This is a genomic window from Paraburkholderia sp. EG286B (assembly GCF_040965655.1).
Lineage (GTDB): Bacteria > Pseudomonadota > Gammaproteobacteria > Burkholderiales > Burkholderiaceae > Paraburkholderia.
The window spans coordinates 67,984-87,946 of sequence record NZ_JBFRCF010000010.1 but is presented as its reverse complement, the minus strand read 5'-3'; the positions used below and the strand labels follow the sequence as shown (position 1 = coordinate 87,946).

21 protein-coding genes are annotated in these 19,963 nt (G+C 64.5%); 12 read left to right on the top strand and 9 right to left on the bottom strand.

Going from position 1 to position 19,963, the window contains the following annotated elements; all coding sequences use genetic code 11:
- Window positions 1–245: 245 nt before the first annotated feature.
- The gene (oxlT, locus tag AB4Y42_RS22315) at window positions 246–1,589 is read left to right on the top strand and encodes an oxalate/formate MFS antiporter (RefSeq protein WP_368695375.1); all 1,344 of its coding nucleotides are present in this window, start codon (window positions 246–248) and stop codon (window positions 1,587–1,589) included.
- 75 nt (window positions 1,590–1,664) lie between these two features.
- Here the strand turns inward: oxlT and ahpF are convergent, their stop codons facing one another.
- The 3 genes from ahpF to AB4Y42_RS22300 all read right to left on the bottom strand — a co-directional run bounded on the left by ahpF (window position 1,665) and on the right by AB4Y42_RS22300 (window position 5,239).
- The gene (ahpF, locus tag AB4Y42_RS22310) at window positions 1,665–3,266 is read right to left on the bottom strand and encodes an alkyl hydroperoxide reductase subunit F (RefSeq protein ID WP_368688631.1); all 1,602 of its coding nucleotides are present in this window, start codon (window positions 3,264–3,266) and stop codon (window positions 1,665–1,667) included.
- 188 nt (window positions 3,267–3,454) lie between these two features.
- Window positions 3,455–4,018 (bottom strand): alkyl hydroperoxide reductase subunit C, encoded by a 564-nt coding sequence (ahpC, locus tag AB4Y42_RS22305; RefSeq protein ID WP_321926040.1) that lies wholly within the window; start codon window positions 4,016–4,018, stop codon window positions 3,455–3,457.
- A 312-nt stretch (window positions 4,019–4,330) separates the two neighbouring features.
- Complete coding sequence (locus AB4Y42_RS22300) at window positions 4,331–5,239, bottom strand: LysR family transcriptional regulator (RefSeq protein ID WP_368695374.1); 909 nt, start codon at window positions 5,237–5,239, stop codon at window positions 4,331–4,333.
- 127 nt (window positions 5,240–5,366) lie between these two features.
- Here AB4Y42_RS22300 and AB4Y42_RS22295 point away from each other — a divergent pair, with 127 nt between their 5' ends.
- From AB4Y42_RS22295 to AB4Y42_RS22270, 6 genes are all read left to right on the top strand, one after another.
- Window positions 5,367–6,092, top strand: a complete 726-nt coding sequence (locus AB4Y42_RS22295) for a pirin family protein (protein WP_342919069.1) — start codon at window positions 5,367–5,369, stop codon at window positions 6,090–6,092.
- Window positions 6,093–6,225: 133 nt separating this feature from the next.
- Window positions 6,226–6,639, top strand: coding sequence for a DoxX family protein (locus tag AB4Y42_RS22290; RefSeq protein WP_042268447.1), 414 nt, complete (start codon window positions 6,226–6,228; stop codon window positions 6,637–6,639).
- Between the two features lie 79 nt (window positions 6,640–6,718).
- A complete protein-coding gene (locus AB4Y42_RS22285) occupies window positions 6,719–6,985 on the top strand; it encodes an FCD domain-containing protein (protein WP_368688727.1) in 267 nt (88 codons plus the stop codon).
- A gap of 57 nt (window positions 6,986–7,042) precedes the next feature.
- Entirely contained in the window at window positions 7,043–7,600 is a 558-nt protein-coding gene (locus AB4Y42_RS22280; RefSeq protein WP_342919072.1) for an FUSC family protein, read from the top strand.
- Between the two features lie 266 nt (window positions 7,601–7,866).
- Window positions 7,867–7,995, top strand: coding sequence for a hypothetical protein (locus AB4Y42_RS22275; protein WP_281282727.1), 129 nt, complete (start codon window positions 7,867–7,869; stop codon window positions 7,993–7,995).
- 40 nt (window positions 7,996–8,035) lie between these two features.
- Window positions 8,036–8,452, top strand: a complete 417-nt coding sequence (locus tag AB4Y42_RS22270; protein WP_368695373.1) for a rubredoxin — start codon at window positions 8,036–8,038, stop codon at window positions 8,450–8,452.
- Between the two features lie 26 nt (window positions 8,453–8,478).
- Here the strand turns inward: AB4Y42_RS22270 and AB4Y42_RS22265 are convergent, their stop codons facing one another.
- Complete coding sequence (locus AB4Y42_RS22265; RefSeq protein WP_368688728.1) at window positions 8,479–9,333, bottom strand: response regulator transcription factor; 855 nt, start codon at window positions 9,331–9,333, stop codon at window positions 8,479–8,481.
- Window positions 9,334–9,463: 130 nt separating this feature from the next.
- Between AB4Y42_RS22265 and AB4Y42_RS22260 the strand changes: the two genes are divergently transcribed.
- Together AB4Y42_RS22260 and AB4Y42_RS22255 are read left to right on the top strand one after the other, a co-directional pair.
- On the top strand, window positions 9,464–10,294 hold the full coding sequence (locus AB4Y42_RS22260) for a carbon-nitrogen hydrolase family protein (protein WP_368695372.1): 831 nt from the start codon (window positions 9,464–9,466) through the stop codon (window positions 10,292–10,294).
- 132 nt (window positions 10,295–10,426) lie between these two features.
- Window positions 10,427–11,782 (top strand): APC family permease, encoded by a 1,356-nt coding sequence (locus AB4Y42_RS22255; RefSeq protein WP_368695371.1) that lies wholly within the window; start codon window positions 10,427–10,429, stop codon window positions 11,780–11,782.
- Between the two features lie 97 nt (window positions 11,783–11,879).
- On the opposite strand, the gene AB4Y42_RS22250 is transcribed toward AB4Y42_RS22255, so the two are convergent.
- A complete protein-coding gene (locus AB4Y42_RS22250; RefSeq protein WP_368688638.1) occupies window positions 11,880–12,551 on the bottom strand; it encodes a GntR family transcriptional regulator in 672 nt (223 codons plus the stop codon).
- Between the two features lie 385 nt (window positions 12,552–12,936).
- Here AB4Y42_RS22250 and AB4Y42_RS22245 point away from each other — a divergent pair, with 385 nt between their 5' ends.
- Together AB4Y42_RS22245 and AB4Y42_RS22240 are read left to right on the top strand one after the other, a co-directional pair.
- Entirely contained in the window at window positions 12,937–14,094 is a 1,158-nt protein-coding gene (locus tag AB4Y42_RS22245) for a branched-chain amino acid ABC transporter substrate-binding protein (protein WP_368695370.1), read from the top strand.
- A gap of 385 nt (window positions 14,095–14,479) precedes the next feature.
- Window positions 14,480–15,577 (top strand): DUF2242 domain-containing protein, encoded by a 1,098-nt coding sequence (locus AB4Y42_RS22240; protein WP_368695369.1) that lies wholly within the window; start codon window positions 14,480–14,482, stop codon window positions 15,575–15,577.
- 76 nt (window positions 15,578–15,653) lie between these two features.
- Here AB4Y42_RS22240 and AB4Y42_RS22235 read toward each other — a convergent pair whose 3' ends face one another.
- Window positions 15,654–16,280: a LysE family translocator gene (locus AB4Y42_RS22235; protein ID WP_368688641.1), complete on the bottom strand. Its 627-nt coding sequence runs from the start codon at window positions 16,278–16,280 to the stop codon at window positions 15,654–15,656.
- A 390-nt stretch (window positions 16,281–16,670) separates the two neighbouring features.
- On the opposite strand from AB4Y42_RS22235, the gene AB4Y42_RS22230 reads away from it, so the two are divergent.
- Window positions 16,671–17,153, top strand: a complete 483-nt coding sequence (locus AB4Y42_RS22230) for an Lrp/AsnC family transcriptional regulator (protein ID WP_028202732.1) — start codon at window positions 16,671–16,673, stop codon at window positions 17,151–17,153.
- Window positions 17,154–17,192: 39 nt separating this feature from the next.
- Here the strand turns inward: AB4Y42_RS22230 and AB4Y42_RS22225 are convergent, their stop codons facing one another.
- The 3 genes from AB4Y42_RS22225 to AB4Y42_RS22215 are packed head-to-tail and all read right to left on the bottom strand — an operon-like array spanning window position 17,193 to window position 19,909.
- Window positions 17,193–17,855 (bottom strand): flagellar motor protein MotB, encoded by a 663-nt coding sequence (locus tag AB4Y42_RS22225; RefSeq protein WP_368695368.1) that lies wholly within the window; start codon window positions 17,853–17,855, stop codon window positions 17,193–17,195.
- A 6-nt stretch (window positions 17,856–17,861) separates the two neighbouring features.
- Window positions 17,862–18,665 carry a flagellar motor protein gene (locus AB4Y42_RS22220; protein WP_368688643.1) on the bottom strand — a complete coding sequence of 268 codons (804 nt, stop codon included), beginning with the start codon at window positions 18,663–18,665 and terminating at the stop codon, window positions 17,862–17,864.
- A gap of 20 nt (window positions 18,666–18,685) precedes the next feature.
- On the bottom strand, window positions 18,686–19,909 hold the full coding sequence (locus AB4Y42_RS22215) for a cyclic nucleotide-binding domain-containing protein (RefSeq protein ID WP_368695367.1): 1,224 nt from the start codon (window positions 19,907–19,909) through the stop codon (window positions 18,686–18,688).
- Window positions 19,910–19,963 lie beyond the last annotated feature (54 nt).

The following is a 19,963-nucleotide window of genomic DNA, read 5'->3' as shown; positions in this document are numbered from 1 at the left end:
GGCCCGCCCGGCCTAGCCGGCGGGCTTTTTTTCTGGCTCCGGCCGCATCGGTGGAAAACTTTCAAAAACCATACTCATCAATGCCCGGAGCTAGTAGAAGCCCTGACATGTCTTCCGCTTGACTTCATTGATATATCACATATTGTGTAAACGACTGTCGGCTAAACGACAGGAATCGTGACTGCGATCCGGGCAACCGCCGCGCTTCGCAGATGGCCATTCATTCGAAGAAACCGGAGACACACATGGAGCATCGGCAAGGAGGGGCGGCGCGATTCGCGTCGCCGTGGACGCAACTCGTGCTCGGCGTCATCTGCATGGCAATGATCGCGAACATGCAGTACGGCTGGACGCTGTTCGTCACTCCGATCAACGAGAAGTATCACTGGGGGCGCGCCGCGATTCAGGTCGCGTTCACGATCTTCGTCGTCACCGAAACGTGGCTCGTGCCCGTGGAAGGATGGCTCGTCGACAAGTACGGGCCGCGTCCCGTGGTCGTGGGCGGCGGGCTGTTGTGCGCGGTTGCCTGGGTGCTCAATTCGGTCGCCGCGTCGCTGCCCGTGCTCTATATCGCGGCCGCCATCGGCGGGCTCGGTGCGGGCGCCGTCTATGGCACCTGCGTCGGCAACGCGCTCAAATGGTTTCCGAACCGGCGGGGGCTCGCGGCCGGCATCACGGCGGCGGGCTTCGGAGCCGGCTCGGCGGCGACCGTCGTGCCGATCGCCAACATGATCAAGAGCAGCGGATACGAATCCACCTTCCTCTGGTTCGGTCTGGGGCAAGGGATCGTCGTGCTCGTGCTCGGCTTCGCGCTCAGCGCGCCCGCCTCGCACGGCGTCGCGGCAGCGAAACGCGCCATCGGACAAATGGGACACGCGGCGAAGCAGGTCGCGCAGAGTGCGAGCGCCGTCTACAACGCTAGCCCGCGCGAGGTGGTTGCGTCGCCCATCTTCTGGGTGATGTACGCCATGTTCGTGATGATGGCCGCAGGCGGCCTGATGGCGACCGCGCAGCTCGGCCCCATCGCGAAGGACTTCGGCCTGCACGACGCGCCCGTCTCGCTGCTCGGCCTCACGCTGCCTGCGCTCACGTTCGCGCTCACCATCGACCGCGTGCTCAACGGTCTCACGCGGCCCTTCTTCGGCTGGGTATCGGACCGCATCGGCCGCGAGAACACGATGTTCGTCGCGTTCGGCATCGAGGCGATCGGCATCGTGCTGCTCTCGCAATACGGCCACAGCCCGACGGCGTTCGTCGTGCTCACGGGCATCGTGTTCTTCGCATGGGGCGAGATCTACAGCCTTTTTCCCGCCACCTGCGGCGACACCTTCGGTCCAAAGTTCGCCGCGACCAACGCGGGTCTGCTCTACACCGCGAAGGGCACGGCCGCGCTGCTCGTGCCGTTCACGAGTGTGATCACCGCGGCAACCGGCAGCTGGCACGCGGTATTCATGCTCGCCTCGGGCATGGCGGCGGTCTCCGCCCTGCTCGCCGTGTTCGTGCTCAAGCCATTGCGCCAGGCCCATCGGCAAAAGCATGCGGAACCGGCGACCGACTTCCCGTATGGCAGCCCGCTCGTGCAGGACTGAGCCGCCTCATCTCGCGAAACCATAAAAAAACGCCGGCGTGAGCCGGCGTAAAGAGAGACTGCTACAACCCTTTGCTTAGGCGACCACAGGCGCCGCCTTCGCGTCTTCTTCCTGTTCCACCGACGAGCGGATCAGGTAATCGAATGCGCCGAGCGATGCCTTCGCGCCTTCGCCCACGGCGATCACGATCTGCTTGAACGGCACGGTCGTCACGTCGCCCGCAGCGAACACGCCCGGCACCGACGTCTGGCCCTTCGCGTCCACTTCGATCTCGCCGTGCTTCGACAGCGCCACCGTGCCCTTGAGGAACTCGGTGTTCGGCACGAGGCCGATCTGCACGAACACGCCTTCGAGTTCGAGATGACGCTTCTCGCCAGACGTGCGTTCGAGAAAAGCGAGACCCGTAACCTTCTGGCCGTCGCCGGAAATCTCCGTGGTTTGCGCATTCACGTGCACCGTGACGTTCGGCAGGCTGCGCAGCTTGCGTTGCAGCACTTCGTCCGCACGCAGTTGCGCGCCGAATTCGAGCAGCGTGACATGGCTCACGATACCGGCCAGGTCGATCGCCGCTTCCACGCCCGAGTTGCCGCCGCCGATCACCGCCACGCGCTTGCCCTTGAAGAGCGGCCCGTCGCAGTGCGGGCAGTAGGCCACGCCCTTGTTCTTGTACTGCTGCTCGCCCGGCACGTCGACATTGCGCCAGCGCGCACCGGTGGCAAGCACCACGCTCTTCGCGCGCAGCGTCGCGCCGCTTTGCGTGCGCACTTCGAAGCCGTTGCCCGTGGGCACGAGCGCATCGGCGCGCTGCAGGTTCATGATGTCGACGTCATAGGCGCGCACGTGCTGCTCCAGCGCCGTGGCGAACTTCGGCCCTTCCGTTTCCGTGACCGAGACGAAATTCTCGATGGCCATCGTGTCGAGCACCTGGCCGCCGAAGCGCTCGGCGAGCACGCCGGTCTTGATGCCCTTGCGCGCCGCGTAGATCGCAGCCGCGGCGCCAGCGGGGCCGCCGCCGACGATGAGCATGTCGAAAACATCCTTCTGGTTCAGCTTCTCGGCGGCACGCGACGAGGCGCCGGTGTCGAGCTTCGCGAGAATCTCTTCCACGCCCATGCGGCCCTGGCCGAACACTTCGCCGTTCAGGTAGATGGTCGGCACGGCCATGATCTGGCGTTTCTCGACTTCGTCCTGATACAGCGCGCCGTCGATGGTGACGATCTGCACGTTCGGGTTGAGCGCAGCCATCGCGTTGATCGACTGCACGACTTCCGGGCAGTTCTGGCACGACAGCGACATATAGACTTCGAACGAGAACGCGCCGTCGAGCGCCTTCACCTGTTCGATGGTGTCGTTCTCGAGCTTGACCGGATGGCCGCCCACCTGGAGCAGCGCCAGCACGAGCGACGTGAATTCGTGGCCCATCGGAATGCCCGCGAACGTGACCTTCACGTCGGAATTCGCGCGCTTGATGTCGAACGAAGGGGTACGCGCGTCGCCGGCTGCGGCGCCACGGCGTTCTTCGTAGGAGATGCGATTCGAGAGCGATGCGATGTCCTGCAGCAGTTGCTGCAGTTCTTGCGACTTCTCGCCATCGTCCAGGTACGCAACGATCTCGATCGACTGCGTGACTTTTTCGAGGTAGCTTTTGAGTTGATCTTTGAGGTTGGCGTCGAGCATGGCTTTTTTTCCGGCTAGAGAAGAAGCGGGGGAATTCTAAGTATTGCCTGGCAATTTCGCCGTTCCGCTTATGGCGTCGAGAGGCGAACAGGGCACCCGGGCCGCGGCCGCGTGGGCGCGGCCCGGGGATACAGCTAGTCAGACTTCGGCGTCATGCGATCAGGGCGATCGCATTTGCACAGCGACGCTTAGATCTTGCCGACGAGGTCGAGCGACGGCTTGAGCGTTTCAGCGCCCGGCGTCCACTTGGCGGGGCAGACTTCGCCCGGGTGTGCTGCCACGTACTGAGCAGCTTGCACCTTGCGCAGCAGTTCCTTGGCGTCACGGCCGATGCCGTTGTCGTGGATTTCGCACAGCTTGATCTCGCCTTCCGGGTTGATCACGAACGTGCCGCGCAGTGCCAGGCCTTCTTCTTCGATCATGACGTCGAAATTGCGCGTGATTGCGCCCGTCGGGTCGCCGACCAGCGGATACTTGATCTTGGCGATCGTGTCCGACGTGTCGTGCCATGCCTTGTGCGTGAAGTGCGTGTCGGTCGACACACCGTAGACTTCAACGCCCAGCTTCTGGAATTCTGCGTACTGGTCAGCCAGGTCGCCGAGTTCCGTCGGGCACACGAAAGTGAAGTCGGCCGGGTAGAACACGACAACCGACCACTTGCCCTTGAGGTTTTCCTCAGAGACCGGAACGAACTTACCGTTGTGGTATGCGGTTGCCTTGAACGGCTTGACTTGCGTGTTGATGAGAGACATGCGTTGTTTCCTCGCTCTGGGTTGGGAAAAGGTATGGACGAAGATTACGGGAACCGCGTCCGTTTGAAAAATTGGTTGCTTTGATCGCGGGTATTAACCCTGCCTATCGGACCCCATAGCGTCCGTCAAAGCCCGCCGGCATGGGGGTTCCGCGCCCGCATCGCGCGGCCCGAGCAACCCTCGGGGCGGTGAGCATACAACGAAACTGCGACAATGCGCCTCACGCGGCGGCGCTGTCATGATGCGTTCACGAAGCTTAAGCGTTAGATGCAGGCGCAACGGCCCTTCTGCAAGGGCCGCAGGCTTGCTGCGTCAAAGCGCCCCACCACGCGCAGTTGCCGCACGCGCCGCCAGCCGCTCGCGCAGGTATTGCGTGAATGCGCGGATCGTCACGGAAGCTTCACGATGCTGCGGGTACAGCGCATGGAGCGCGTTGGGCGGCGGCATGAACGGTTCCAGCACCTCCACCAGCAAGCCCGCATCGACCGATCCCGCCACGATGAAGTCCGGCAGATAGCAGATGCCGAGCCCGGCAATGGCCGCGTCGCGGATCACTTCGCCGTTGTTCGCGCGCAGCGGCCCGTGCACGTCGAAAGGCGTGCGCACGCCGTCGACGATGAATTCCCACGGCGCGCGGCCCTGCTGCCCGTACGGCAGGCAGGCGTGCTGCGCGAGCTCGGCGGGCGTTTGCGGCGCGCGCCGCCGGCGCCGGTAGCCCGGGCTGCAGCAGGCGATCATGCGTACGTCGATGAGCTTTTGCGCGACCAGCGTGGAATCGGCGAGGCGGCCGATCCGCAGCGCCATGTCGAAACCCTCGCCGATCACGTCGACGGTGCGGTCGCTCAGATCCATGTCGAAGCGCGCGTCCGGATGCTCGCGCAGAAATTCGGCGACGAGCGGCGAAAGGTGCGCCATGCCGAATGACATCGGCGCGCTCACTTTCAGGAGGCCGCGGGGCTCGCTGCGCCGGTCCGACATGGCCTGCTCGGCCTCCGAGACGTCCGCAAGGATGCGCTTCGCGCGCTCGTAGAAGTCCTGGCCGAGGTCCGTGACCGCCAGCTTGCGCGTGTTGCGCACGAGCAGGCGCGCACCCAGATCGGCCTCCAGCGCCGCCACGCGCCGACTCACGAACTGCTTGGAAAGCCGCAGCCGATGGGCTGCCGCCGTAAAATTACCCGCATCTACGGTATTCACGAAGATCCGCATGTCGTCGAGTTGCATTCCGATTGTCCACTTCAATGTGACAGTGAGTCGTATTTTACGTCGATTCAAGTCGATTTGATTGACCTAAAATTCTTTCATCGCAACCAGTCAACTGAATCGAAACGATTCACACAGAGAGACGAAAATGATCGAACTTCGCAAGGCAGACCAACGCGGCCGCGGTGAACATGGCTGGCTCAGCTCGCGTCACACGTTTTCGTTTGCCAACTACTACGATCCGAAGCAAGTGGGCTTCTCGGACCTGCTCGTGATCAACGACGACCGCGTGGCCCCGGCTCGCGGCTTTGGCAAGCACCCGCACCGCGACATGGAAATCTTCTCGTACGTGCTGGAAGGCGCGCTGGAGCACAAGGACTCGATGGGCACGGGCTCGGTGATCGTCCCCGGCGACGTGCAGCTGATGAGCGCCGGCACCGGTGTCGCGCACAGCGAGTTCAACCACTCGGCCGACGAAGGGGTGCACTTCCTGCAGATCTGGATTGCGCCGAACGTGAAGGGTGCGCAGCCGCGCTACCAGCAGAAGAACATCGCCGATGAGGAGAAGCGCGGCAAGTTCCGCCTGATCCTCTCGCCCGACGGCGCCGAAGACTCGCTGCTGCTGCGCCAGGACACACGCGTGTATGCCGGCCGCCTCGACGGCGCGGAAACGGCGAAGGTCGAAGTGGGCGCCGACCGCTACGCCTACGTTCACGTGGCGCGCGGCAGCGTAAAGCTGAACGGCGTGGAACTGGGCGAAGGCGATGGCGCGCGCATCCGTTCCGAGCGCGAGTTGAGCTTCAGCGACGGACACGATGCAGAGGTCCTGGTGTTCGATCTGCGTAATATCGAAGTGTCGGAGCTGTGGTCCTGACTTCGGCGTTGCGCCTGAGGTTATGCTGGCGCAGTCCGGCGCGCGGCGGTCCGCTCTCTGAGAGCGGCCCGCCGCCCGGCAAAGCGCGAACTGATACGTAGTGAACTGCTTAAAACTTCTTCGGAGAAAAACCATGCGATACAACCTGTTCGGGCCGGGCAACGACGTCGTGCTGCTGGTCTCGCGCATTCTGCTGACTTCCCTGTTCATCCTGTTCGGCTGGTCCAAGATCACCGGCTTTTCGGGCACCGTCGACTACATGGCGCACGTGGGCGCGCCCGTGCCGATGCTGTCGGCCGTCATCGCCGTGATCATGGAGTTCGCGGTCGGCATCCTGCTGCTCGTGGGCTTCTACACGCGGCCGCTCGCCGTGCTGCTCGCGATCTATACCGTTGCGACCGCCTTCATCGGCCATCACTTCTGGACCATGACGGGCGCCGATCAAATGGCGAACATGATCAACTTCTACAAGAACATCAGCATCGCCGGCGGCCTGCTCGCACTCGCAGTGACGGGTCCGGGAGCGATCTCGATCGACAGGAAATAACGCACGTTTTGTTTGACTGCCGAAAGGCGCGATGCTGGATGGCATCGCGCCTTTTTTGTATGCGTGAGAATTTGATCAAATTCGCTATCGCGCGAGCGGATCTGCGCTGCTCGTGGATCTGATCGAAACGGTGTGGCTCCAGGTGGGCCCGATCTCGAACCTGCTGTTCGACGACGCCGACTTCACGCGCACGCTCGACGATGCGCACGAAGGCCTCATGCACCGGCTCAAGCGCCGCGACGCGCAAGGCGCGCGGCGCGCCGTCGAGCGCGACCTGCGCCACGCGGCGAAGCCGTTGCGCATGCATTGCCTGCCCGACGATCCGCACACGGCAAACACGGCTTGATATGCTTGGCAGCGCGCCCGCCTGGCCTCACGTTTTCCTTACGACCGATCACGCGCAATGCACGACCCACAAGACAACCTCTACGCCTATCTCACTTCACTCCAGCAATCGGCGCTGGGCGCGCTCAAGCGCCTGCCGCTCAGGAGCCGCGCCGCGCAAGGCACGCTCATGGCGCTGCGCGCCGTCTGCGCGGCAGGTCTCGCGTACAGCATCGGCCGCGCGCTCCACACCGAACAGGCGTTCTGGGCCGCGATCACGGCGATTGCCGTGACCCAGCACGATTACGCCGATACGCTCGCGCAGTCGCGCGACCAGTTCATCGGCGCGATTGCGGGCGGCGCGGTGGGGCTCGCAACGGCGGCGTTCGGCCCGGAAAATCTCGCGGCCTACCTCGTCGCCGTGAGCGTGGTGATCATCGGCTGCTGGTGCCTGAGCGTGAGCACCGCCGCGCGACTGGGCGCGATCACCACCACCATCGTGCTGCTCGTGCCCATGAACGGGCCGGTGTGGGACGTCGCGCTCTTTCGCGTGGCGCAGGTCGCCATCGGCATGGCCTGCGCGGTGCCGGTCAGCTGGCTGTTTTCGTATGTCGAACGGCGCTGGCTGCAGTTGTGAGCGGCTTCTCTCAACGCCTGCGAAATAAACCATCTCCGTGCGCTCAGGAATCCGGGCCGCATTAGCGGCGATAATCAGTCCCGCTGTGCGGCGCAGGTTGCCGGGGGCGAAATCTGCGGCGCGTGCGCACAGTCGCCGCGCAAATGCCCCCGTCGATGCGAAATCGTGCGAAACTCCCCCGCCGCGCTCTGCCGCCGTCATGCCGATGATGGCGATTTTTCGGGGCGCAATCGAGACTGCAACCCACGCCGCCGCAAGATCACCCTATGAACACCACCACCCGTCCCGCCGCTTCGAACGCCAAGTCCAGCAAGTCCATCTCGCTCCTGCAAATGCTCGCGCTGATCGGCGCTGTCGGCATCGCGGCCTCGCTGCTGTTCCGCTACTTCCTGTAAGCGCAGCGCGTCCGGGGCATCAAGCCAACCGTTTTCGCTTATGTACAAGAAAGGCGTCGCCCTCGAAATCCAGTTCTCGCCCGAACGCCTGAATGACGGCGCAGGCGACCCGTACTGGATCGACCTCACCACCGACGAAGCCGCAGCGCTGCTCGCCACGCTGCAAAGCAAGCTCGCTGAACGCGAGAGCACCGCAGCGCCGCTCGTCGTCGCGCTCGACAGCCCGCCCGAAGGCGCCGCGCTCGAGGCACCCTCAAGCGCCTCGACGGCTGCGTCCAGCGCCGACGACGGCCTCAAGCAATGGGTCTGCGTGATCTGCGGCTGGGTGTACGACGAAGCCGCAGGCGCCCCCGACGACGGCCTCGCTCCCGGCACCCGCTGGGCCGACGTGCCCGACGACTGGCGCTGCCCGCTCTGCGACGTGGGCAAGGAAGACTTCGCGCTCGTCGAGTTCTGACGCGCGCCGTCAAAGGCGCGCGGCGCTCATGCGCCCACGCGCCCGAGTGGCTCGTAGAAGAGCGCAAACAACTCCGACTGCGAACTCACGCCGAGCTTCGCGTAAATATGCTTCTTGTGCGCACGCACGGTCTCGAACGAAATTTCGAGCCGCTCCGCAATCGCACGCGTGGAAAAGCCGCTCAGGCTCAAACGCACCACTTCGATCTCGCGCGCGGTGAGCGCCACGCGTCCGCTTTGCTGCGTGACCGCCTCGATGCGGCTGGCGAAGCCCGCCTCGCTCAACTGCCCCTGCTGCGCCGCGCTGTCGACTTCGGCCACATCCGACGCGACCGCCTCGGCGACACCCTCGGCAAACGTCTCATACGCGAGCCGCTGCTTCATGAGCGCGACCACCCACGGCGCGAACATCGCGAACAGCGCAATATCGCGCTCCGTGTAATGGTGCTTTGCGCCTAGCGAGAAAATCAGCGTGCGCGCTTCGTCGAGCGGCACGTTGAACTGCACTTCGTCGCCGATGATGTTGCTCTTGAAGTAGCGCTGGTAATAGTCCGTCATGCTGAAATTGTCGGGCGCGACTTCGGCGAGCGTGACGAGCCCCGCGCGCGGCTTCTCGCTCGCGTTCAGATAGAACGGATCGAGCAGGTACATCCCCTCCAGATACGCACGGAACAACAGATCCACGGTGCCGTCGGGCATAGGCGACTCGGCGCATACGAGCGGCGCGCGGTCGCGCCGGAAGACGAGCGCAACCCAGTTGTCGAACGCGACGAAGCGCTCGACCACACGCGTCATGCGGGTCCAGAAGTCGGGGCCGTCGAGGGCGTCGATCAGCGTCGCGATATGGTGATGGAACGCACGGTCCTGCCAGTCCAGTTCCATGAGGGGCTCCATGGGTCCTCCGATCAGGGTACCCCTGCAGGGTAATTTCTCGACAAAAATAACGTGGAGATAATAGCCGCTCCAGACGCCCACGCGGTGCTTTACGTAATACATAAGGAAGGAGACAGGCATGCAACTCGAACTCGCGCAGATCCCGGTCGTGGACGGCGCAGTCGCTCCCAACCTCTCCCGCGTACTCGACGCTACGGCCAAACGCCGCGCAGGCAGCGATCTCATCGTCTTCCCCGAAGCCACGCTCACGGGCTTTCCCACCCGCGAAAACGTGCGCGATGTGGCCGAATCGCTCGACGGTCCGTCTTTGAGCAAAGTGCGTGACGCCGCGCGCGCTGCCAACATCGGCGTGGCGGTCGGCCTCGCCGAGCGCGACGGCGACCGCTTCTACAACACGACCGTGCTGATCGACGAACGCGGCGACATCGCGCTGCGTTACCGCAAGACGCATCTGTGGGCCACGGACGTGGGCGTGTTCACGCCCGGCGACCGCTTCGAAGTGTGCGAATACAAGGGCACGACCGTTGGCCTCTTGATCTGCTACGACATCGAGTTTCCCGAAACGGCACGCGCCGTGGCCTCGCTCGGCGCGGAAATGCTCGTCGTCACGAACGGCAACATGGATCCATTCGGCCCCGTGCATCGCCGCGCGATCGTTGCGCGCGCGATGGAGAACCAGATGTTCGCGGCGCTCGTGAACCGCACCGGCGACGGCGACGACAACCTCACGTTCCCCGGCGAAACGGCGCTCGTGAGCCCGTTCGGCGACGTGCTCTGCGAGTTGAAGAACGAAGACGCGGTGCTGCACGCGAAGGTGGATCGCGCGCTGCTCGCCCAAAGCCGCGAACACTACAGCTATCTGCACGACGCACGCATTGCGCTCAATCTCGCGGACGAGAACGACGCGCAAGGCCGTCGCTCGCTCAGTATCCGGCCGCGCACGCGCTAATGGCCTTAGCAGCGTCAAGCAGCAAAACCCGGTAACAAGCCCGGCAACCAGCGATCCGGCAAGCCGCTTCTCGCGGCTCGCCAGGCTCGCCCATGCCTGCCAGAACCGCAGCACCCAGGAGACAACTGCATCATGAAGCCTACCTCGCCGTCGCATGAACGCGGCACTCAAGAACCTCACCTGAAGCGCACGCTCGGCCTGCCGTCCGTGCTCCTGTTCGGCCTCGCCTATATGGCGCCGCTGATCGTCTACGGCACCTACGGCGTGCTCGCCGGCGCGAGCCAGGACACCGCCGCCCTCGCGTATCTCATCGCGCTCGTCGCAATCGTGTTCACGGCGCTCAGCTACGGCAAGCTCGCGCGCCTTTTCCCGGTCGCGGGTTCGGCCTACACCTACACGCGCAAGAGCTTCAATTCGCACCTGGGCTTTATGATCGGCTGGGCCACACTGCTCGATTACTTCTTCCTGCCGATGGTGATCTGGCTGATCGGCGCGGCGTATCTTGGCGCGGCGTTCCCGAGCGTGCCTACGTGGATCTGGATCGTCGCGTTCATCGTGCTCACGAGTGCGCTGAACGTGATCGGCATCGAACTCGCGGCGCGTTTCAACATCGTGCTGATGATCGTGCAGCTCGGCATTGCGGCCATGTTCGTAGTCCTGTGCTTGCACTACGCCTCCGCGGCCGCGGGCCCGGGCGGCCTGATCACGGCGCAGCCGTTCTTCCAGCCGCACGTGCCGCTCTCGGCCACGATGGCGGGCGCCGCGATCGCCGCGTATTCGTACCTCGGCTTCGACGCCGTTTCCACGCTCACCGAGGAAACCATCGAACCTGAAAAGACCATTCCGCGCGCCATCGTGCTGATCGCGCTGGTGGGCGGCGCGATCTTCGTGATCGCCGCGTACACGCTGCAGCTCGCGCATCCGGGCGCGGTCTTCAAGGACCCCGATTCGGCCGCATTCGAAATCGCGCGCAAGGTGGGCGGCGATATCTTCGTGACGATTTTCCTCGCGGGCCTGATCCTCGCGCAGTTCGCCTCGGGCATCTCCGCGCAGGCCAGCGTGGGGCGTCTGCTCTATGCGATGGGCCGCGATGAAGTGCTGCCGAAGTCGATCTTCGGCTACATCCACCCGCGCTTTCGCACGCCTGCGATCAACATTGCGATTGCCGGTGTCGTCGGGTTGATCGCGCTGAAACTCGACGTGGCCACCTCCACCTCCTTCATCAACTTCGGCGCGTTCCTCGCGTTCACTTCGGTGAACCTGTGCGTGATCCGCCAGTACTTCAGCGGCGCTGCGGGCACGCGTGGCTTCGGGCTGCTCGGCGGTCTCGTGTTCCCACTGATCGGCGCCGTGACCGACATCTGGCTGCTGTGCAGCCTCGAAAAGACCGCCATCGTGCTCGGCGTGGTCTGGTTCGTACTCGGCCTCGTGTACCTCGGCTGGATCACGCGGTGCTTCCGCCAGGCGCCGCCGGAAATGGCGGTGTAAGCGCAGCGCTCCACACGTAAGTTTGCTGCGAAGAAAACGGCGAGCGTCCCTCACGGGGCGCTCGCCGTTTTTCCATCTGCGCAGCGAAAAGAAACGCTTAGTTATCCAGACCAGCCAGCCGCGCCGCGGCCATCACCTCGCGTTTGGTATCGAGAATATGCCGCTCGATCAGCGCCACCACTTCATCCACGGCGCGCCGCTTGCAGGCGTCGACGATCGCGTAGTGATCGCTTTGCACCTCGTTCTTCTCCGTATCGAGCGACATGCGCAGATGCGGATATCGATTCGTCGTGCTCAGGCAGTACTCCTCGATCATCTTGCGCAGACGCGCGTTATTCGCTGGCGCGCACAGCGCCAGATGGAACTGGCGGTTGCATTCGGCCCACTCCGCGGGTGACGAAGCGGCGTCGTACGCCGCGAGAATGCGCTTCATCACGTCGATGTCGCCGGCCACCATGTTCGGCACCGCGAGCTTCGCCGCGTAGGTCTCCAGCGCCGCGCGAATGTCGAGCAGCTCGCAGATCTCCTGCGTGGACATGGCGATCACCACCGCGCCGCGATTGAGCTGGTAGCTCACGAGCCCTTCGGCCTCGAGCTGGCGCAGCGCCTCGCGCACGGGAATGCGGCTCGCGCCGAAGCGCTCCGCCAGGCTCTCCTGGCGCAGCTGCGCACCGGGCGGCAGTACGCCGCGCAGGATCTCGTCGCGCAGCTGGTCGCGGATCGTTTGAGGCAGCGATCGCTGGTCTTCCTTGGCCTGCACTGTCGTCATGAGCTCGTGGGCGCCGGACGGACGAACGCCGTCCGACGAAAAAGTGTTGTCGTCAATATTTTTGCCTGCCAGAATTGGATACAATCCAATCACTTCTGGATATTTATGCTGACAGTACGGATCCGCCAGCCATTCCCACTGTGCCGTTTCCTTCTCTGGAGACTGTATAGGTTTCTGTAAGCATCTGAAAACCAAGCAATTTTAGCGTATCCACCGGGCCGTCCCGGGGCTGTTGCGTGCGCAACGGCTTCGCCCGGCAAACCGCCATCCGGCGGCCGGTTCCTTTTGCTTCACCCCTGCGCAAAAAGGCACGCCGCGCGCTCCGAACGCGGTGCGGGCCCGGCTGCGCCCATGAAAAACGTAGACCACTGAGGAGAGAACCAGAATGAACCCAAGCAAACCCCATCTGCGCCTGCGCGCGCCCGTTGTGCTTGCCGCTGTCGCGGCCCTGTGGAGCGCCGGCGCGCTCGCCCAGGCCACCGACGTCAAGATCGGCTTCGCCGCCCCGCTCACGGGCGGCCAGGCTCACTACGGCGCGGACTTCCGCAGCGGCGTGCAAATGGCGATCGACGACGAGAACGCCACGAACCCGACCATCGGCGGCAAGCCGGTGCGCTTCGTGCTCGACGCCTACGACGACCAGGCCGACCCGCGCACCGGCACGACCGTCGCGCAGAAGCTCGTGGACGACGGCGTTGCGGCCGTGATCGGTCACTTCAACTCGGGCACCAGCATTCCCGCCTCGCCGATCTACGCGAAGGCCGGCATTCCCGAAATCGCCACGGCCACCGCGCCCACCTATACGCGCCAGGGGCTGCCCACCACGTTCCGCCTCGTCACGTCCGACGCGCAGCAAGGCAGCGTGCTCGGCGAGTACGTCGTGAAGGACTTGAAGTTCAAGCGTTTCGCCGTGATCGACGACCGCACGGCCTACGGTCAAGGCGTGGCCGAAGAGTTCGCCAAGGCCGTGAAGGCAGCGGGCGGCACGGTGGTCGCGCAGGAATTCACCAACGACAAGGCCGTGGACTTCCGCTCGATCCTCACGCACATCAAGTCGGCCGACGCCGACGCGATCTTCTACGGCGGCGCCGACACCCAGGCCGCGCCGATGCTCAAGCAAATGAAGTCGCTCGCGATCAAGGCCACGCTGATCGGCCCCGACATGATGCACTCGGACGAACTCATCAAGATCGCCGGTCCGGCGGCCGATGGCGCGCTCGCTTCGTCGGGCGGCAGCCCGCTCGACCAGATGCCGGGCGGCAAGCGCTACGTCGAGCGCTACACCAAGCGCTTCAACAAGCCGGTCGAACTGTACTCGCCGTACGCGTACGACGGCACGCGCGCCGTGTTTGCCGCCATGAAGAAAGCGAACTCGACCGATCCGCACATCTACCTCGCTTCGCTCAAGACCACCAACATGAAGGGCGTGACCACGAACGAGCTGGCCTACGACCAGTACGGCGACCTCAAATACGGCGGCGTGACGGTCTACAAGGTCGTGAACGGCAAGTGGCAGCCGCTCACGACGGTCGGCACGAAGTAAGTCGACGGAACGAACCGATGAAGTGAGCCCACACTGACGCCGCGTTGCGGGCGCGGCGGCCAGTGTGGCCCGACGATTTAGCGCACTGCGCACAGGAACAGCCGGCGGTACCCGGCTGCGGCGCACGCCAGCGAGTGCTCTTCTCCGCTCGCTGTCCCGGGCGCCGGGTTGGCACGGGCTTTCGCGTTGGGCGGAAGCCCGTTTTTTTCGTCATGTGGGATGTAAGCTTCGGGACGCCTTCGTCCGGCTTTCGAAATCCCTCGAAAAAACGAGCGTTCGGTCGTGCGCAGCGGAACCGAACTACAATGCATGCCGTCCGATGCAATGCCGCATTGCTGCCCTGTTTGCCCCGAACATGTCCCGTTTTTTGAAAGTTGTCCCTCGTTTGCCCGTCCAGCTTCGCAGCGCCGCCCTCGCCGTAACCACGGTGACGCTCGCTGCTGCGCTCGGCGCGTGCTCGTCGCCCAAGCCCAAGTTCCAGGAAGATCAGCTGCTGAGCACGGCGCCGAGCCAGTTCTCGCGCAGCTTCAACTACGCGAGCACTGACGCCTGCGAGTCGTCGCGCCGCGCGCTGCTGAGCCAGGGCTACATGACGACGATGACGCGCAACGACACCGTCGACGCCACGAAGAATTTCCAGCCGACGATGGATCAGCACATCGTCGTGGAGGTGCACGTCGTCTGCACGCCGGGCGACGCGAGCAATACCAGCATGGTGTACGTGAACGCCGTGCAGAACGGCTACGCGCTCAAGAAGAGCGATACCTCGGCGAGCGTCGGGCTCTCGATCCTGGGGTCGGTTTCGCTGCCGATCCGCTCGAACAGCGACGAAATGGTGAAGATTTCGAGCGAGACGATCCAGTCGGGCCCGTTTTACTCGCGCTTCTTCGATCTGGTGGGGCGCTATTTGAGCGCTTCGGCGCGCAGCGAGCCTGTGCCGGGCGTTGGCGCGATCAAGATTTCGCCGTTGCCGCCGCCCATTGAGCCGGTCACGGCAAGCGCCGCGCCCGCCGCGACCACGGTCGGGTCGGCTGCGCCGGCAGCCGCCGCGGCGGCTGCGGCGACGGGCGCGGCGGTGTTGCATGGCAGCACACTGCCTGCCGCGCCGGTTGTGACAGCGCCACCGGCTGCGCCCGCGTCTGCGCCGGCGCCTGCCACGGCGGCACCGGCACCCGCCGCCTCTGCGCCGGGCGCATCCGCACCGGTCGACCACGGCGCTGCGGCTGCGGCGGCGATCATGGGCGTGCCGGCGCCGGCTGCGGCAAACCCGCAGGCTGCGGGGCTCGCGACGAGTGTGACCACTCACAATGCGGCGATGCCCGCGGCGGCGTCTGCGGCCGTGGCGGCGTCGGCTAGCGTAGCGGCGGCACAAACGCTCGCGTCGGCCTCCGGCACCCAGAGCGTGGCAGCGGACTCGGCAACGCCATCAGCTGCCGCCGCCACGTCGACTGCAGCGCCGGCCGCATCGCCCCCCTCGCCTTAAGCGCCGCCGCGCGCCAAACCGGCGTCAGGCCAGCCGGCTCGCGCACCCTCGCGCGAGCCATCCGCCGCCTGCGCGCTCAGCGCAAGCCGGCCATCATCGCGCCCATTCCGACAAGCAGGCTGCCCATCAGGCGGTTCACGGCACGCATGCGCCTCGGCCGCTGCAGCACGTGGCGCAGCCGGTGCGAAAACAGCGCCATCGAAGCCACGCCGCCCGCAAACAGCAGCGCGAACGTCGCCGCCAGCAGCCAATACTGACGGTTGGCGCTCCAGGGCGCATCGGCGCTCATGAACTGCGGGAAAAACGACGGGAAGAACAGCAAGGTCTTCGGATTGAGCCCGGAGGTCGCGAATCCGCGCCAGAACAAATCGCGACGGCAGGCATCGTCGGCATCGGCAGGCGCATCCGTGCCCGTCAAAGAGCGGCTGCGCCACTGCTTGCACCCCAGCCAGATCAGATAGGCCGCGCCCAGCCAACGCAACAACGTAAGTGAATGCTCACTAATGAGCAGTAGCGAATTGAGGCACAGCGCCGTCAGCGCGAGCTGGAGCAGCACCGCGAGCGTGCCGCCCCAGACGCAGGGCAGCGCGCGGCGCCAGCCGGCGTGGAGCGCCTGGCTCATGGTGAGCACGTTGACGGGACCGGGCGTGTAGACAAGGACGAGCGCGGCGGCGAGAAAAGAGAGATACAGCTGGATCGACATTGCGGGGCGTGCTGGCGAAGACGGGGTGACGAACGGCGCTCGGGGTCGCGGGTATTAAAAACGGGCAACAAAAAACCGCGCGAAAGCGCGGTTTTTCAAATGCCATCTGCCTGACCGGACACTGCTGGCTGCGTGGTGAACGCGCGCAACGCCCGGTAGCCGCCGCAGGGTGCAACGGAAACGGCCCTGACGGACCACCGCGGCTCGTGGCTGCGGTGGCGCTCCCCACAGCGGGGAGGTGGCCGCGTGGGTCGTGCCAGGCAAGAAGGCATGTGGAAAATATACCGGGGAATTACGTGGATAGGCTTCCGGTTTTCAGGCAAAAACGGCCAATAGACAGAATCTTCTTCCGCTAGAATTTCATCTACCTGTACAAGATTCTTTTTCGCCATGAGCCCCCGTGAACGCCCGCCCAAAGCGCTCGACAACCAGGATCGCAAGATCCTCAGCGCCCTGCAAAAGAACGCCCGACTTTCCAACGCCGAACTGGCCGAGCAGGTGGGCATGTCCACCACCGCGTGCTGGAATCGCACCCGCCAGCTCGAAGCCGATGGCTATATCGACGGCTATGTCGCGCTCGTGAACCAGCAAAAGCTGGGCTACGCCGACATCGTGATTCTGGAAGTGACGCTCGACCGCCACGAAGACGACGCGCTCGCGCGCTTCGGCGCCGAACTCGCGGCGCTGCCCGAAGTGCTGGAGGCCTATCTCGTCTCCGGCGAGTACGACTACTGGATCAAGGTGGCGGTGGATGGCACCGCCGGCTACGAGCGCTTCCTGCGCGAGAAGCTCTATCGCATCTCGAGCATTCGCCACAGCCGGTCGATGTTCGCCTTGCGCTGCATGAAGGATGTGCCGTCCATGCAGGTGTGACGCGCGTTTGCCTTGGCGACCACGCGAAAGGCGTGAGCGTCAGCGCTGCACGATCAGCGTCACGCGCCGGTTCAGCGCGCGGCTCGCGGGGTCGTTGCCTGCCACGAGCGGGAAGTTGTCGGCGCGGCCAATCGCGGCGAGCCGGTGAGGCTCGATGCCGCGCTCGACCAGAAAGCGCACCACCGCGCCCGCGCGCGCCGAAGAGAGCTCCCAGTTCGAAGCGAATTTCGCGTTCGCGATCGGCGTGCTGTCGGTGTGCCCTTCCACGAGGATATTGCCCGCCGGTGCCGCGCGCAGCACCTCGGCGATACGCCCCAGCACGCCAAGCGATTCGGGCAGCAGCGTGGCATCGCCCGCGTTGAACAGGATCTTCGCGTTGATGCCGATCTCCACGCCGCGCGCCGCTGGCACGATCGTGATTTCGCCGCGCTCGCGCAGCGTTTCGAGCGAGGCGAGCAACGCCTGATCGACGGCGGGCATATTCCCGACCGCTGCCGCCGTGCTCGTGCGCTGCGCCGCCGAGCGTATTTCGGATTCCTTATGCTTTGCGAGCTGCATCGCATAGAGCGCGAGGAACAGCACCATCAGCGTCGTGATCAGGTCCGCGTAGGAAATGAGCCAACGGCCCGAACTCGATTCGCCGCCTTCGTCCTCGTCGTGATCGAAATGCGCCGTGAGCGGCAAGTCTTTATCGGAAAGCATGGGCGGTCAGCTCGCGTGCGTCGTGTCCAGCGCCCAAACGTTCGCTTCGCCCTGCAAACCGCCGCTCTTGCCGCCCACCTCGCCAGCAAGACGCGTGGCGATCGTGTGCGGCGACTCCTTGCGCGAAATAGCGAGCAGGCCGTCAAGATAGAGCTTGCGCAGACGCAGTTCGCTTTCGATATGCGCGCGCATCTTGCCATACAGCGGCAGAAAAACCAGGTTCGCGAAAGCCAGGCCATAAAGCGTGGCGATGAAGGCCACGGCAATGCCGGGCCCGAGTTCCGCAGGCTCGATCAGATGCCCCGTGACCTGAATCAGGCCGAGCACCGAGCCGAGAATGCCGAACGTGGGCGCATAGCCGCCCGCCTGCTGCCACACACGCGCCGCCGCCATGTGCTTGCGCCCGGAGGCTTCGAGTTCGCGATGGAGCGCATCTTCGAGCACGGCAGTCGAAACGCCGCTCGCAAGCAGTTCGAGCCCGCGCCGCGCGAACGGATGAATGCCCTGCAGATCCATCGATTCGAAGGCGAGCAGACCGTTGAGCTTGGCCTGATCGCCCCACTCCAGCACGGCGGCGAGGCTCGCTTCATCTACACGTGGCGCTTTCACGAAGGCCATGCGCAATTGCTTGATGGCATCGAAGAAGCGCGCCCACGTGTTCTGGATCATCACGGCGCCGAGCGTGCCGCCCAGCACGATGGCCAGCGCCTCGGGCTGAAGCAGCGTGACGAAATGGCCGCCTTCCAGCGAGAAGCCCGCGACCACAGCGAGCGCGCCGATGGCGATACCGATCAGGGTAAGCAGATCCATGCGTGTCTCCCCATCCCCACTCAGCGATCCGCGTGGCGCGCGCCAGGCGACTTGAGTGCACGCACCGCTTCAAGCAGGCGCTGCTCGATATCTTCGACTTCCACGGGATCGATCTTGATGTCGCGGCGCATGACCCACGACACTTCGTTCTTGCGTGCGTCCGCCATCACCGAGAGCAGGCGCTCGGATACGGCCGGATCCTCGATCGAGGCGAGCAGTTTCGCGAGATCGTAGGTATCGAGCGCGCTCACGGCTTCGAACAGCGTGCGCTGATCGACGAACAACAGATCGTCGAGCGCCTTGAGTTCACCCGAACCGCGATTCGTGCGCTTCGAGAAATACGCCACGCCCTTTTGCTCGACGAAGTTGAGCACCTTCGACTTGCGGAACGCGAAGACCTCGTCGGCGATTTCGGCGTGCGAGAGCTTGTTGAGAATGACCTTGCGCTCCACGCCGATCAGCGCTTCGAGATCGCCCAGTTCGATCAGTTCGAGTTCGCTGTTGATCGACACATCGAGATCGCTGTCTGCGACCTGTGTCGCGCGCTCCACGATGCGCACGGGGTCGAACGTCACCACCTGGCGGCCCAACGCGCCTTCTGCCGCCGCCGCGTTGTTGGCGAGGTGCGTGGCCTGCCCGCTTTGCATCGCGACGAGATTGAGCTTTTCCATACGCCGGAGCATGGCCATCACATGCGGACGAGAATGGCCGGCCACGGCACGGCATTTCTGCACGACGTCGGCGAGCGGCACGCTCACTTCGGCGCCGCTCGCGCCGTGTCGCGACCAGGTATCGCCACCTTCGGCGCGATCGCTCGCCCCTGCGATCAGCGCGAGCACGTGCGCGTAAGACAGTACACCCGGCATGAAGTCGGCATGGGTGTAGGTGGCGAGCAGATCGTCCTTCGCCTTGACGCGCCGCGTGAGCGTGCGCACCACATGGCGCAGCATCGGCGTGACGCGTTCGAGTTCCTCTTCGATGAGACTCGCCGGCACGACGGTCAGTTGGCAAAAGCTGAGCGCCTTCGCCGTGTTCGGTCGCGGTTCCGCGCCGAGCAACGCCGTCTCGCCGAAAAATTCGCCGCGTCCGAGCGTGGCCATCACGACTTTCTTGTCGTCGCAACGGGTGGAGATTTCGACCTTGCCGTCGGCGATCACGAAAATCAATCGTTCGCCTGCAAAGCCTTCCGAATAAATGATCTCGCCCGGCGCCGCCGTACGCGACCATGTTTGACTGCGATTCAAGTTCTATCCCCGGAAAACGATTCCATCGCCCGCATTTGTCTGACTATCTTATGC